Origin of the sequence: Allobosea sp. LjRoot90 (genome assembly GCF_964254315.1) — a bacterium.
Classification (GTDB): Bacteria; Pseudomonadota; Alphaproteobacteria; order Rhizobiales; family Beijerinckiaceae; genus Allobosea.
Genome location: NZ_CAXUTF020000003.1, coordinates 49770 through 64603 on the forward strand (window position 1 = coordinate 49770; position 14834 = coordinate 64603).

Sequence of the window (14834 nt, forward strand, 5' to 3'; positions counted from 1 at the left end):
CCTTCTCCTCAGTCCTCGTCTTCTCTTGCTCTTCCGGCTTCGACGAGGATGTCGCGTTTGCCGGCGTGGTTGGCCGGTCCGACGATGCCTTCGTTCTCCATCCGCTCCATGATCGAGGCGGCGCGGTTGTAGCCGATCTGCAGCCGGCGCTGGATGTAGGAGGTCGAAGCCTTCTTGTCGCGCAGGACGACCGCGACCGCCTGCTCGTAGGGGTCGTCGCTCTCGGCGCCCATCGCGCTCTTGTCGAAGACCGCGCCGTCCTCGTCCTCGGCTCCGGCGGCCTCGTCCTCGGCGGTGACCGCGTCGAGATAATCCGGCCGCCCCTGCGTCTTCAGATGCGCCACGACCTTCTCGACCTCGGAATCGCTGACGAACGGGCCGTGCACGCGGGTGATCCGGCCGCCGCCGGCCATGTAGAGCATGTCGCCCTGGCCGAGCAGCTGCTCGGCGCCCATCTCGCCCAAAATGGTGCGGCTGTCGATCTTGCTGGTGACCTGGAAGGAGATGCGCGTCGGGAAGTTCGCCTTGATCGTGCCGGTGATCACGTCGACGGAAGGGCGCTGCGTCGCCAGCACGACATGGATGCCGGCGGCGCGGGCCATCTGGGCCAGGCGCTGGATCGTGCCCTCGATCTCCTTGCCGGCGACCATCATCAGGTCGGCCATCTCGTCGACGATCACGACGATATAGGGCAGAGGCGACAGGTCCATCGCCTCCTCCTCGTAGATCGCCTCGCCCGAATGCTTGTCGAAGCCGGTCTGGACCGTGCGGGTGATGACCTCGCCCGCCGCGAGCGCCTCGCCGACCCGGACATTGAAGCCGTCGATGTTGCGCACACCGAGCTTCGACATCTTCTTGTAGCGCTCCTCCATCTCGCGCACCGCCCATTTCAGGGCGACGACCGCCTTCTTCGGGTCGGTGACGACGGGGGTGAGCAGATGCGGGATGCCGTCATAGACCGAGAGCTCGAGCATCTTGGGATCGACCATGATCAGCCGGCACTCCTCCGGCTTCAGCCGGTAGAGGATCGACAGGATCATGGTGTTGATCGCGACCGATTTGCCCGAGCCGGTGGTGCCGGCGACGAGCAGATGCGGCATGCGCGCCAGATCGGCGATCACCGGCTCGCCGCCGATGGTCTTGCCGAGGCAGAGCGCGAGCTTGTGCTTGGTGCCCTCGAAATCCTGGCTGGCGAGCAGTTCGCGCAGGAAGACGGTCTCGCGCTTGGCGTTGGGCAGCTCGATGCCGATCGCGTTCTTGCCGGGGATCACCGCAACACGCGCCGAAATCGCGCTCATCGAGCGGGCGATGTCGTCCGCTAGCGAAATCACGCGCGAGGACTTCGTGCCGGGGGCCGGCTCGAGCTCGTACAACGTCACAACCGGGCCGGGGCAGGCCTGCACGACCTCGCCGCGGACGTTGAAGTCCTCCAGAATCCCCTCGAGCAGGCCGGAATTCTGCTGGATGAGCTCGATCGGGATCGTTGCCGCGATCTGCGGCGGCTCAGCCAGGAACTCGATCGGCGGCAGCTCGAAACCCTGCGCGGCGACCCGCCTGGGCTGCGGCACGGCCGCGCGCGGCCTCAGTGCTGGCGGCACAACTGACACCTTCGACTGCACGGTCGCAGGCACATCCTCGGCTTCAGTCACCTTCGGCACGGGCGCAGCGGCAGGAGCGAGCTGCCCCATGATTCTGCGACGCGGGGCCGGAGCCGGGGCTTTGGGCGCACGAACCGGAGTTACGGATACGGGAGCCGGCATGGCAACCGGGCAAGCGGGCTGCGCCAAGCTCAGATCGAAGCGATAAGGCTGCGTCCAGCCGAAGCTCATGGCCGCCGACGCCGCGGCAGGAGCCGGAGCAGGCACAGCGCGCGCCGGCTCGGCGACCGCTACCGGCGCGATCGGCTCCAGAGGAGTCATGGGTGCGAGTGCCAGAGGCGCGCTCTCGAAAGCCATCTCGTCCTCCTGCTCCGCATCCGGGATGAACTCCCAGAAGGCGGCATCGGAGAGGAAGGCGAACGGAGTCGTGACCGCTTCAGGCGGGCTCTCTCCCTCTACAGGCACATCGATCGCCGAAACGGTCAGCGCCTCATCGCCCTCCCCGGCCATGTCGGCCTGGAGCTGCGGCAGCAATTCGGAGATGGGCGCTTCGGCCGATGCCCCACCCCAGACCTGCTGCATCATGTGCCGCGGGGTCCGCCAGAAACGGACGCGATCGGCCTCGGTCGGAGCCTCCGGCACCGGCGCGGGCGACGAATTCACGGGCTCTGCAGCAGCACGCTCGACCTCCTGCCGACGGACCTTGTCGGGCGTGCGCCCGAAGCGGACGAGCCCGGGCGCAGCCGGTGCTAGGGAGGTGCGGCGATCGACCGGAGTCGGCTCCGGAATATCAGCGAAATCAGCAAGTTGATCCGAGGTTCGGGCAGCGGGAGAGGCGCTGTTCGTCTGGAGATTGCGATGGATTCGACGCATGGATTGACGCAGGCCCGACACTCACTCGACTGGGCATCGAGAGGTACCGGCGCAGGGTTAACAGCCCCTGAACTCGCCCTGCGCAAACCTGTGGATCGTGGCCCGCGTCTGCGCTCTCAATCGGCCTGGAAGGCGCCGATCATGTAGCTTTCATTGCCGATTTCGGTGACGCGGCCCTTCACCTGATAGCTCGAAAGATCGACGATCCAGACGACGCTCGAATTCGGCTTGCCCTTGGGCGCGCCGGTGATCGCCGCATATTTTCCGTCCGGCGTGATCGCGATGCCACGCGGCCGCGACGGCTCGCCGCCGGGTGTCTTCAGCTCGACGCGCTTGATCGTCGCAGGCTGCCCGGCGAGCGCCTTGGCGACGTCGATGATGTCGATGTTGTTCGAGCGGAACTGGGTCGACAGGATGCGCCTGCCGTCCGGCAGGAAGGCGGCGACGAACGGCCGCGTTGGCGTCGCCTTGTCATCGGTGCCGACCAGGACTCGCGCCACTTCTGCCTTGCCGGGATCGCTGAGCGCCTTTTCGACATCGATAATGCTGACGGTGTTGCCGGGCATGTCTGTCTGGGCGTTCTCGCGCGAGGCATGGGCGACGAGCTTGCCGTCCGGGCTGGTCGAGATGCCGAAGCCGCCAGCCTGGACCGGGATGCGCGCGACCTCCGCCCCGCTCTCACCGGCGATCGCCTTCTGCAGGCTCATCACCGTGATGTCGTCGGTGCCGCCATTGGCGCCGAAGATCGTGCCGCCGCCGAGCGGGCTGATGGTGACGCCGTTGGTATCGGGGAAGCAGCCGAACTTGGGATCGGGCGCGCGATGCGGCACCGGATTGGGCGGACAGGGGAAGCCGGGCTTGCCGAAGGCCTGCTCGACCTTGCGGATCACCTTGTTGCTGGCGAGGTCGACGATGCTGAGATGGCGCCCGCCATCCTCGTCGCCCTCCTGCTCGGCATGAGCGAGAACCGCGTGCTTGCCGTCGGCGGCGATGGCGAACCCGGTCGGGCCGAAGCCGCCGGTCTCGATATAGCCTTCGACCGCGCCAAGCGTGCCGTTGCTCGCCGGATCGAGCGCTTTTTTGAGATCGATGATCGTCACCGTGCCGGCATGGCCATGCTGAAAGGCAGCTGCTGCTTCCGGCGGCGTCCGGCCGGAATGGTTGACGACATAGGCGCGGCGATAGTCCGGCGCGATCGAGATCGAGATCGGCTGGCCGCTCGAAACCACGGTCTTGCCGTCGACCTGGATATCCGGCGTGACGCGCAGACGGTTGACGATGGCCTTCGGCGTTCCGTCATTGGCCGGGTCGATCGCCTTCTCAAGGTCGATGACCAGGGCGACATTGTCCCAGCGCCCGCTCGCGAGGAAATAGTCTTTCGCCATGACCTGATCTGCGCCTCCGATCGCGCAAAGCGCCAGCGTCGTTCCGAGAAGCGTCGTCCGTAGCATGATCGTCCTCCCTCGGTTGTCCCCTTCTCCGGGTTCGTCGTTCTCTATGTCGGTGTGCCGTGCTCCTTCAGCGCCGCGTCCAGAACCCTGACGACATGCACGGCGTCGCGGCCGGCGCCGTCATGGATCTGGTGGCGGCAGCTGGTGCCGTCGGCGACGATGAGATCGCCAGCGGCCGCTTTGCGCACCGCCGGCAGCAGCGAGAGTTCGCCCATGGCGAGCGAGACGTCGATCGTCGCCGCGCCATAGCCGAAGGCCCCGGACATGCCGCAGCAGCTCGATTCGATCGGCCTGACCTCGAGCCCCGGCACGGCACGCAGCGTCGTCTCGACCGCGCCCATCGCGTCGAAGGCCTTCTGGTGGCAGTGTCCGTGCAGATGCGCGACGCGCCCACCCTGATCGCGCAGCGGCAGGCTGGTTCTGCCCGCGGTCATGTCGGCGGCGAGCAGTTCCTCGACCAGCAGTGCCGCCTTGGCCAGCGGCTCGACCTCGGCCTTCGGCAGCAGCGCCGCGAACTCGTCGCGGAAGCTCATCAGGCAGGAGGGTTCGAGCCCGACGATTCGTGCGCCCCTGGCGACGAAGGGCGCGAGCGCATCGAGCGTCCGCCGCGCCTCGGCGCGGGCCTCGTCGACCAGTCCGGCCGAGAGGAAGGTGCGTCCGCAGCAGAGCGGCCGGCCTCCCCCCGCAGCCGCAACCCGATGCAAGCGATAGCCGCCGGCCAGCAGCACGCGCTCGGCCGCCTCCAGATTCTCGCGCTCGAAATAGCGGTTGAAGGTGTCGCCGAAGAGCACGATGTCGCGGCCATCGCCCCGCACGGCGGACGGGTCCGACGGCGCCGCCGCCTCGCGCCACGGCTTTCGCCAGACAGGCAGCGAGCGCCGCGCCGAGAAGCCGAGCCAGCTTTCGCTGAGCTTCGCCAGCAGCGGGATGCGATCGCGCAGGTTCATCAATGGCGCAAGCTTCGCTGCGAACGGCGCATAGCGCGGCAGATAGGCGATCAGCCGCTCCTTCAGCGGCAGGCCGTGCTTCGCATGGTAGTGATGCAGGAACTCGACCTTCATCCTGGCCATGTCGACGCCGGTCGGGCAGTCGCGCTTGCAGCCCTTGCAGGAGACGCAGAGATCGAGCGTCTCCTTCATCTCGGGCGAGGTGAAGGCGCCCTCGCCGAGCTGGCCGGAGATGGCGAGCCGGAGCGTATTGGCCCGCCCGCGGGTGAGGTGCTGCTCATCACGTGTCGCGCGCCAGGACGGGCACATCGTGCCGCCTGCCATCTTCCGGCAGGTGCCGTTGTTGTTGCACATCTCGACCGCGCCACCGAGCCCGCCCCAGTCGGACCAGTCGAGCGCGGTCTCCATGGGAACCGGCGTGGCGTAGCCGGGTGCGAAGCGCATCAGGCTGCGATCGTCCATATGGTAGGGCCGGACGATCTTGCCGGGATTGAGGTGATTTTGCGGGTCGAAGCCGTCCTTGACCGCCTCGAAGGCACGGGTGAGCGGCCCCCCGAACATCGGCTCGACAAAGTCCGAGCGCGAGATGCCGTCGCCATGCTCGCCCGAGAACGAGCCCTTGAAGCGGCGCACGAGGTCGCAGGCCTCCTCGGCAATGCCGCGCATCGCCTTGACGCCCGCTTCCGTCTTCATGTTGAGGATCGGGCGGACATGCAGGCAGCCGACGGAAGCGTGCGCGTACCAGGTACCGCGCGTGCCATGCCGCTCGAACAGGGCAGTGACGGCGTCGGTATAGTCGGCGAGGTGTTCGAGCGGGACGGCGCAATCCTCGATGAAGGAGACCGGCTTCCCGTCGCCCTTCATCGACATCATGATGTTGAGGCAGGCCTCGCGGACGTCCCAGACCGGCTTCTGCCGGGCAGGCTCGATCACCTCGACCACAGCATCGGGAAAGCCGTAATCGGCCATGCACTGGTCGAGCCGCCTGAGGTCGGCCTTCAGCGCGGCAAGATCGTCGCCGGCGAACTCGACCAGCAGCAGGCAATTTGGCTTGCCTTTGGTGATGTCGGCGAGCGTGCGCACGAAGAGCGGGATGTCGGCGCCCAGCACCAGCACATTGTTGTCGACGAGCTCGACAGCGGCCGGCCCGAGCGCGACGAGGTGCTGCGTCGTCTCCATCGCCGCGCGAAAGTTCGGGAAATGGCAGACGCCCATGGCGCGGTGCTGCGGCAGGGCCGAGAGCTTCAGCGTCGCCTGCGTGGTCAGCGCCAGCGTGCCCTCCGAGCCGACCAGCAGATGCGACAGGTTCGGCCGCGGCACGATCAGTTCGTCGAGATTATAGCCGCCGACGCGCCGCTGCACCTTGGGGAAAATCGCCTCGATCTCGTCGCGATGCCGGTCGGCCAGCGCCAGCATCGTCTCCATCAGCGCGCGCGCCCGCGGCGAGGCATTGTCGCCGACCGGTCCCTCGCCGAGCGCGAACGACTCGCCGTCATGGAACATCGCCTTCAGCGCGACGACATTGTCGACCGTCTTGCCATAGCGCAGCGAGCGCGCACCTGATGAGTTGTTGCCGACCATGCCGCCAATGGTGCAGCGGCTCGCCGTCGAGGGCTCGACCGGGAAGAACAACCCGTCCTTCTTCACATGCGTGTTGAGCGCTTCCAGCACGATGCCGGGCGCGACCGAGACCGTGCGCGAGGCCGGGTCGTAGTCGCGGATCGCGTTGAAGTGCCGGCTCATGTCGAGGATCAGCGCATCGCCGATCGGCTGGCCGTTCTGCGAGGTGCCGCCGCCGCGCGCGATCACCGGCACACCGTGCTCGGCGGCGATCGTCAGCGCCGCGGCGAGGTCGGCCTCGCTCTTCGGGAAGGCGACGCCTTCAGGCACGATCTGGTAGATCGAGGCGTCGGTGGCGTAGCGCCCGCGGGTGAAGGCGTCGAAGCGCACCTCCCCTTCCAGCGCCTGCGACAGCTTGCGTTCGAAGCCGAGATTGCGGCTGTGCGGGCGCGGCAGCGCGGCCTGCGTCATCGAGTGGCCTCTGCGGTCTCAGGATCTGTTCGGCCGCGCCCGCGCAGGGCGGCAATCGCATCGCTGGCCGGCCCCCAGCAGAGCAGCAGCAAGGCAAGCACAACGAGCGTCGTAACCAGCCCGTTCGCCCAGAAGACGCCGAGCGAGCCGCCCGAGCCGAGCAGTGCCTGACGGAAGGCGTCCTCGGCCCGATCGCCCAGCACCAGCGCCAGGATCATCGGGGCGAGCGGGTAGTCGAGTTTCTTGAAGACATAGCCGACGATGCCGAAGATCAGCATCAGCCAGATGTCGAAGATCGAGTTCGAGATCGTGTAGGCGCCGATCGCGCAGACGATCAGGATCACCGGCGCGACGAAGGAGAACGGGATTCGCATAATCGCGGCAAAGAGTGGCACCGTCGCCAGCACGATGATCAGGCCGGCGAGATTGCCGAGATACATCGAGGCGATCAGCCCCCAGACGAAATCCTTCTGCTCGACGAAGAGCATCGGCCCGGGCTGCAAGCCCCAGACCAGCAGGCCGCCGAGCAGGACGGCCGCCGTCGCCGAACCGGGAATGCCGAGCGCCAGCATCGGCAGCAGTGCGCTGGTGCCGGCGGCGTGTGCGGCGGTCTCCGGCGCCAGAACGCCCTCGATCTCGCCCTTGCCGAAGTTCTTGCCCCGCTTCGAGAAGCGCTTGGCGAGGCCATAGCCCATGAAGGATGCGGCGATGGCGCCGCCCGGCGTCACGCCCATCCACATGCCGACGACAGCGGAACGCAGCAACGTCGCCCAGTAGCGTGGCAGGCCGGCCCAGGTCCGCAGCACGACCTTCAGATCGATCTTGGCCTGCTTGCCCTTGAACACCAGCCCTTCCTCGACCGTCAGCAGGATCTCGCTGACACCGAACAGGCCGATGACCACGATCAGGAAGTCGAAACCGCGCATCAGCTCGGTCGAGCCGAAGGTCATACGCAGGTCACCGGAGATCGAATCGAGGCCAACCGCCGCCAGCAGGAAGCCGATGCAGAGCGAGGCGATGATCTTGGCGCGGTTCTCCCGGCCCATGCCGATGAAGGAGCAGAAGGTCAAAAGGAAGACCGCGAAGAACTCGGCCGGGCCGAATTTCAGCGCGAACTGGGCAACCAGGGGCGCAACGAAGGTGATCAGCACGACACCGGAGAGCGCACCGATGAAGGAGGCGGTGAAGGCCGCCGTCAGCGCTTCCGCCGCCTTGCCCTGCACCGCCATCGGATAGCCGTCGAAGGTAGTTGCGACCGACCAGGCCTCGCCTGGGATGTTGAACAGGATCGAGGTGATCGCGCCGCCGAACAGCGCGCCCCAGTAGATCGACGAGAGCAGGATGATCGCCGAGGTTGGGTCCATGCCGAAAGTCAGCGGCAGCAGGATCGCGACGCCGTTCGGCCCGCCGAGACCGGGCAGCACCCCGACGATGATGCCGAGGATGACGCCGACCGCCATGAAGCCGATATTGTGCCAGGAAAGCGCGACCTGAAAGCCGGCGATGAGCGAGGCAAGATCGTCCATCGGTTACCCTTCAGTAGCCGAGCGCGGCTTCGAGCGGGCCCTTTGGCAGGGGCACGCGGAACTGCAGTTCGAAGACCCAGAAGCAGACGACCGGCACGAGCAGTGCCGTCAGCCCGATCGACCACCAGCGCGAGGTACCGACTACCGCCATGAAAGCGATGATGAAGACGGCCGAAGCGACATAGATCCCGAGCGGCTGGATCAGCGCCACGAACAGGACGAGCGGCCCCAGGACCCTGACGACCTGGCGCAACTGCTCATAGGTGACGAAGACCCCGTCCGGCCGGCGGAAGGACTGCCAGAGGATGAAGAGCGAGGCGGCAAGGAAGATCCAGCCGACGCGGGCGGGAAAGAAGCCGTTCTGCGGGCCGCCATCCCAGCCGGCGCCACGCCCATGCGAGTCGTAGAGCACGATGCCGGCGAGGCCGATCAGCAGCAGCGCCGTGGCGATTTCGACAGGCCGGCGCGAGACGCCGCGTTCGGGTGTTTCGGTTTCGCTAGGGCTCGACACTGCGTCTCCTCCGTCTGTCATCCCGGACAAGCCGCGTCAGCGACTCTGCCGCCGTCACTTCAGGACGAGCCCAAGGATTGTGCCCCGCCCCCATGAACACCCGGCCGTTCCCAGTTCGTCATGCTCGCCCTTGCGGCGAGCATCCACGTCTTGAACACCGCACGCGACCAGCGAAGACGGGGATGGTCGGGACAAGCCCGACCATGACGTGACGAGCGCGGTTACGGCCCCGGCCTCACTTCGCCATAAAACCAGCCTCGGTCATCAGCTTCTCGTGCTTCGCCTCGTCCGCTTTCAGGAAGGAAACGAAGGCCTCGCCGTCACGATAATCCGCCGCCAGCGCGTTGCGGGCGAGATAGTCCTTCCATTCCGGCGTCTCGGAGACCTTCTTGAACATGTCGACATAGAAGGCCTGCTGGTCCTTGCCGACCTTGCCGGGCATGAACATGCCGCGCAGCATCTGGTAGCTGACATTCAGCCCCTGCGAGGCGCAGGTCGGGATGTCGGCCCAGGACTGCCCGTCCGCGACCTTCTCGCTATAGACCATCTTCTGCTCGGCGAAGACGCAGAGCGGGCGCGTGGCGCCGCCGCGCCAGTTGGCGAGGTCCTCGGCCGGATTATTGGTGGTGGCCTCGACATGCCCGCCTGACAACTGCGTCGAGGCCTGGCCGCCGGAGGTGTAGGGGATATAGGCGAACTTGGTGCCGCCCTGCTTCTCCATGGCGAAAACGAGAAGATTGTCCTCGCGCTTGGACGAGGTGCCGCCGATCTTCATCGGCGGGCTCGCAGCTTTCGCCGCCGTCATCAGGTCTCCCGCGCTCTTGTAAGGCGCCTTGGCGTTGACCCAAAGCAGGAAGGAATCCTGCGCCAGCATCGCGACCGGGGTGTAGTCGGTCCAGTTCAGCGCCAGCTTAGTCGCCATCGGCGTCATGAAGATGCCGCTCGAGGTGGTGATCAGCTTGTGCGGGTCGCCAGCCGATTTCTGGATGTCGAGCATGCCCTCGGCGCCGCCGGCGGCAGGCTTGTTGACGACGATGATCGGCTGCTTGGTGAACTGGTGCTTCTGGATGATGCCCTGGATCGTCCGCGCCATCTGGTCGGACGCTCCGCCCGCCGAGAACGGCACCACGATCTCGACCGGCTTGGTCGGTTCCCAGGCGGCCGCTTGCCCGATGCCGGCGGCCAGAATTGCGGTCGCGGCCAGCCATTGCTGCTTCATGATCGCTCCTCCCGATGATTGCGCTCTGACGGCGCTGATGAGGGACCTTAGACCAAAAAGTTTTGCATTCAATCTGAAAATGAAAATGCAAAGATTGACGACGATACCCACCATCATCTCGGGCAAAGCGAAACGCAGATCCGAGGATCTCAGGACCAGAAGCCACTGGTTTCCGAGATGCTCGGGTCAAGCCCGAGCATGACCCCGTCAGATAGCGGCCACCCTCACCCGGTCGTCGCCTGTGCCGCCTTCCGCTTGTTGCGCAGGTGAAGGAACAGGATGTCGGACAATTCCGAGCCCGCACGCCGACGCAGCGCATCGAGGATCGCCTCGTGCTCGCGCATCGCCTCGCCCCAGCGGTCGCGGTCCTTGGCGAGATTGGCCGAATAGCGCACCCGCCGGATCCGCCCGGCCAGGCTGGCATAGGTCGCCGCCAGCGTGGCGTTACCGGCGGCCTCGACGATCAACTGATGGATCGCCTGGTTGCAATGGAAATAGCCATGCATGTCGCGGCGCAGGTAAAACCTGTACATATCGTGGTGCATTCGCTCGATTTCGGCGAATTCAGCCTCCGAAATCCGCTCGCAGGCCAGGCGCCCCGCCAACGCCTCGAGCCCGCCCATCACGTCGAAGAGTTCGCGGACATCCTCGGGGCTGAGCTCGCGCACCCGCGCGCCGCGATTGGGCAGGAGCTCGATCAGCCCCTCCGCCGCCAGCACCTTGAGCGCCTCGCGAAGAGGCGTCCGCGAGATGTTGAAGCGCTCGCACAAAGCCCGCTCCGGGACGCGCACGCCATCGGCAAGATTGCCCTCGACGATGAAGTCGCGCAGCGCGACCAGCAGCCCCTCATGCAGCGAGACGGCCGGCTTCGCAGCCTCGGCCGGCGCCGGACCTTGCTCATCGAGAGTATCGAGAAATGGCTCGCTCATGCATCATCGCTAAGTCGGCTCGCGCCCGCTGTCGAGCCCGATTGTATATCAACATGACACCAGAACGCGATTGATCTTCCAAAAAATGAATGCAAAATAGACGGCAAAGGCGCTCATGTGCCCAGACCTCAGGGAGGATAAGAACATCATGCAAGGGCGTCACTTCCTGCACATTCCCGGCCCGAGCCCGATTCCGGACCGGATTCTGCGCGCCATCGCCATGCCGATCATCGACCATCGCAGCGCCGAGTTCGCTGCACTCGGCAAGACAGTGCTGGAGGGCAGCAAGGCCATCTTCAAGACGACGCAGCCGGTGGTGATCTATCCCTCCTCGGGCACCGGCGCCTGGGAGGCGGCGATCGTCAACACGCTCTCGCCCGGTGACACCGTGCTGATGGCCGAGACCGGCCATTTCGCGACATTGTGGAAGAACATCGCAACGCGCTTCGGCGTCGAGGTCGAGTTCATCCCGGGCGACTGGCGCCGCGGCGCTGATCCCGCCGCGATCGAGGCAAGGCTCGCCGAGGACAAGGCCCGCACGATCAAGGCAGTCATGGTCGTCCACAACGAGACCTCTACCGGTTCGACCAGTCGCATCGCCGAGATTCGCAAGGCGATCGACGCCGCCGGCCACCCTGCTTTGTTCATGGTCGACACGATCTCGTCGCTCGCCTCGGTCGACTATCGCCATGACGAATGGCAGGTCGACGTCACCGTCTCGGGCTCGCAGAAGGGACTGATGCTGCCGCCCGGCCTGAGCTTCAACGCCGTCTCGGAAAAGGCGCTCGCGGCCTCCAGGACCAACAGGCTGCCGCGCTCCTATTGGGACTGGCAGGAGATGATCAAGCTCAACGCCGGCGGCTTCTTCCCGTACACGCCCGCGACCAACCTCCTCTACGGGCTGAAGGAAGCCCTCGCCATGCTGCAAGAGGAAGGGCTGGACCAGGTCTTCGCCCGCCACCAGCGCCTCGCGAGCGCCTGCCGCGCCGCGGTCAAGGCCTGGGGACTGGAGGTGCTCTGCGAGAACCCGGCCGAGCACTCGCCGGTGCTCACCGCCGTGCTGATGCCGCCGAGCCATGACGCCGACCGCTTCCGCAAGATCGCGCTGGAGAAATACAACATCTCGCTCGGCTCCGGCCTGGGCAAGGTCGCCGGCAAGGTCTTCCGCATCGGCCATCTCGGCGAATGCAACGAACTCAGCCTGCTCGGCGCCCTCTCCGGCGTTGAGATGGGGCTAGCCGCAGCGGGCGTGCCGCATCGCAGCGGCGGCGTCGCGGCGGCGATGGCGGATTTCGAAGGGCGCGAGCCCGGCAATGAAGCGAAGGTTGCGGCCGTGGCCTGATCAGGATTGCTCTGGCGAGAACAGCCGCGCCACTACCCCGTCATGCTCGCCCTTGTGGCGAGCATCCACGTCTTGAACACCACACTCGGCGAAGGAAGGCGTGGATGGTCGGGACAAGCCCGACCATGACGGGAAGGCGGCCGGCGTTGAGACCTAGTCGGCCCCGGCCCCATCTGTCGCCTTTGCCGGCTGGCCGCGCGCCGCGCGCAGCAGGTTGCTGCGCAGCCTGACCACTGCCTTTTGCACCACGGGAAAGTCCTCGCCGAGCCCGGCAGCCGCCACCAGGTTCATCGGCAACGCCTTCTCCCGTAGCTGCCGGCCCGCTGGGGTCAGGCTGACCCGCACCTGGCGCTCGTCGGCCGGGTCGCGCTGGCGGCGGATATAGCCGAGCGATTCGAGCTTCTTCAGGATCGGCGTCAGCGTGTTCGATTCCAGGAACAGCTTCTCGCCGAGGCCGCCGACGCTCTGATTGTCCTCCTCCGACAGCGCGATGATCGCGATGAACTGGGTGTAGGTCAGCCCGAGCTCCTCAAGGATCGCCCTGTAGGCGCGGCCATAGGCCAGGTTGGTCGAATAGATCGCAAAGCAGAGGAAATCCGCCAGCCGGGGGGCATCGGGACGTTTCGGGATCGGAGCGGGCATGGCCGGGCCTCGTCGTGAGTGCGTCATCGTTCCCTCAATATATATCGCATCCGATTAAATCGGAAGAGTTGACATCGCTTCCGAGCTTCACATATAAGACCGCATCCGATTAGATCGGACACGATCTAAAATAGAAGGAAACCCGACATGTCCCAGACCGACAAGGTTCTCTACACCGGCCGCACCCACACCACCGGCGGCCGCGACGGCGCCGCCCGCAGCTCGGATGGTCGTCTCGAGGTCAACCTGACCTCTCCCGGCGCGCCCGGCGCCGGCACCAATCCCGAGCAGCTCTTCGCGGCCGGCTGGTCGGCCTGCTTCATTGGCGCGATCGGGCTGGCGGCGCGCGAGCGCAAGGTCGCCGTCCCCGCCGAGACCGCGGTCGACGCCGAGGTTGATCTACGCCATGGCGAGCGCGGCTACTTCCTGCAGGCACGCCTGAACGTCGCCCTGCCGGGTCTGGATCGCGACATCGCCCGGGCCCTGGTCGATGCGGCGCACCAGACCTGCCCCTACTCCAAGGCGACCCGCGGCAACATCGAGGTCGAGATCAACCTCGTCTGAACCGCATCGGACGGTGCCGAGCGGACATCTCCACCGGCACCGCCCCTCCCATCATCGCCGCTCGGGCAGAAGGCACTGCAGCATGGACAAGACCAAGGTCATCGAAACCATCGATCACAGCCGCCGCCTCTTCGTCGGCACCATGGCAACAGCGATCGCCGCAGCCGGGCTCGGCCTGACCCGACCAGCTTTCGCGGCGCCCGCGGCGCTGTCATCCTTCGGTGGGCTCAAGCAGGTCGAAGCCGGCGTGCTCAGCATTGCCTATGCCGAGCAAGGTCCAGCGGACGGCCCGGTCGTCATCCTGCTGCATGGCTGGCCCTATGACATCCACACCTATGTCGACGTGGCCCCACTGCTGGTGGCCAAGGGCTATCGGGTGATCGTGCCCTCGCTGCGCGGCTATGGCGCGACGCGCTTCCTCTCCGCCGCCACGCCACGGAACGGCCAGCAGGCGGCGCTCGCCGTCGACGTCATCGCGCTGATCGACGCGCTGAAGATCGAGAAGGCTCTGCTCGGCGGCTGCGACTGGGGCGCCCGCACGGCCTGCATCGTCGCAGCGCTCTGGCCCGAGCGCGTCAAGGGCCTGGTCTCGGTCAGCGGCTACCTGATCGGCAGCCAGAAGCTGAACGAGGCCCCGCTGCCGCCAAAGGCCGAACAGCAATGGTGGTATCAGTACTATTTCGCCACCGAGCGCGGCGCAGCCGGCTATGCCAAGAACACTCGGGATTTCGCCCGTCTGATCTGGGAGACCGCCTCCCCGAAGTGGAAATTCGACGACGCCATCTTCGCGCGCTCGGCGGCGGCCTTCGACAATCCCGACCATGTCGCGATCTCGATCCACAACTACCGCTGGCGCCTCGGTCTTGCGCAGGGCGAGCCGCAGTTCGATGCGCTGGAGAGCAAGCTCGCGGCCTTCCCGGTCATCAGCGTGCCGACGATCACCCTCGAAGGTGATGCCAATGGCGCGCCGCATCCTGATCCTGCGGCCTATGCCAAAAAATTCTCAGGCTGGTACCGACACAGGACGATTGATGGCGGCATCGGCCACAACCTGCCGCAGGAGGCCCCGGCCGCCTTTGCCGACGCGATCATCGCAGTCGATCGCGCCTGAACGCGGCTTTGTAGATAGCGGCTCAGGATGGTTACCCGAGCCGTTTCCAGATGCCGACAAATGCAAGCGATTCCCGAAGGGCCGGCTTTA

At 66.2% G+C, this 14834-nt stretch carries 11 protein-coding genes; 3 read left to right on the top strand and 8 right to left on the bottom strand.

Annotated features, from left to right (window positions below; genetic code table 11):
- Window positions 1–8 precede the first annotated feature (8 nt).
- The 7 genes from ACSQ3M_RS12235 to ACSQ3M_RS12265 form a co-directional block, all read right to left on the bottom strand.
- Window positions 9–2261: a DNA translocase FtsK gene (locus ACSQ3M_RS12235; protein ID WP_436150362.1), complete on the bottom strand. Its 2253-nt coding sequence runs from the start codon at window positions 2259–2261 to the stop codon at window positions 9–11.
- A 326-nt stretch (window positions 2262–2587) separates the two neighbouring features.
- The gene (locus ACSQ3M_RS12240) at window positions 2588–3922 is read right to left on the bottom strand and encodes a YncE family protein (protein ID WP_436150363.1); all 1335 of its coding nucleotides are present in this window, start codon (window positions 3920–3922) and stop codon (window positions 2588–2590) included.
- Between the two features lie 44 nt (window positions 3923–3966).
- Window positions 3967–6900, bottom strand: a complete 2934-nt coding sequence (locus tag ACSQ3M_RS12245) for an FAD-binding and (Fe-S)-binding domain-containing protein (protein WP_436150364.1) — start codon at window positions 6898–6900, stop codon at window positions 3967–3969.
- On the bottom strand, window positions 6897–8426 hold the full coding sequence (locus ACSQ3M_RS12250) for a tripartite tricarboxylate transporter permease (protein ID WP_436150365.1): 1530 nt from the start codon (window positions 8424–8426) through the stop codon (window positions 6897–6899). The genes ACSQ3M_RS12245 and ACSQ3M_RS12250 overlap by 4 nt, the downstream gene beginning before the upstream one ends.
- A gap of 10 nt (window positions 8427–8436) precedes the next feature.
- Window positions 8437–8937 carry a tripartite tricarboxylate transporter TctB family protein gene (locus ACSQ3M_RS12255; protein WP_436150366.1) on the bottom strand — a complete coding sequence of 167 codons (501 nt, stop codon included), beginning with the start codon at window positions 8935–8937 and terminating at the stop codon, window positions 8437–8439.
- A 235-nt stretch (window positions 8938–9172) separates the two neighbouring features.
- Window positions 9173–10156 carry a Bug family tripartite tricarboxylate transporter substrate binding protein gene (locus ACSQ3M_RS12260; protein ID WP_436150367.1) on the bottom strand — a complete coding sequence of 328 codons (984 nt, stop codon included), beginning with the start codon at window positions 10154–10156 and terminating at the stop codon, window positions 9173–9175.
- 224 nt (window positions 10157–10380) lie between these two features.
- Entirely contained in the window at window positions 10381–11085 is a 705-nt protein-coding gene (locus ACSQ3M_RS12265) for a GntR family transcriptional regulator (RefSeq protein WP_436150368.1), read from the bottom strand.
- Window positions 11086–11233: 148 nt separating this feature from the next.
- Between ACSQ3M_RS12265 and ACSQ3M_RS12270 the strand changes: the two genes are divergently transcribed.
- Window positions 11234–12427, top strand: coding sequence for a pyridoxal-phosphate-dependent aminotransferase family protein (locus ACSQ3M_RS12270; RefSeq protein ID WP_436150369.1), 1194 nt, complete (start codon window positions 11234–11236; stop codon window positions 12425–12427).
- A 153-nt stretch (window positions 12428–12580) separates the two neighbouring features.
- Here the strand turns inward: ACSQ3M_RS12270 and ACSQ3M_RS12275 are convergent, their stop codons facing one another.
- Entirely contained in the window at window positions 12581–13069 is a 489-nt protein-coding gene (locus tag ACSQ3M_RS12275; RefSeq protein WP_436150370.1) for a MarR family winged helix-turn-helix transcriptional regulator, read from the bottom strand.
- Between the two features lie 147 nt (window positions 13070–13216).
- Here ACSQ3M_RS12275 and ACSQ3M_RS12280 point away from each other — a divergent pair, with 147 nt between their 5' ends.
- Both ACSQ3M_RS12280 and ACSQ3M_RS12285 read left to right on the top strand, forming a co-directional pair.
- Window positions 13217–13633, top strand: a complete 417-nt coding sequence (locus ACSQ3M_RS12280) for an organic hydroperoxide resistance protein (protein WP_436150371.1) — start codon at window positions 13217–13219, stop codon at window positions 13631–13633.
- Window positions 13634–13715: 82 nt separating this feature from the next.
- Window positions 13716–14744, top strand: coding sequence for an alpha/beta fold hydrolase (locus tag ACSQ3M_RS12285; protein ID WP_436150372.1), 1029 nt, complete (start codon window positions 13716–13718; stop codon window positions 14742–14744).
- The last annotated feature ends 90 nt before the right edge of the window (window positions 14745–14834 follow it).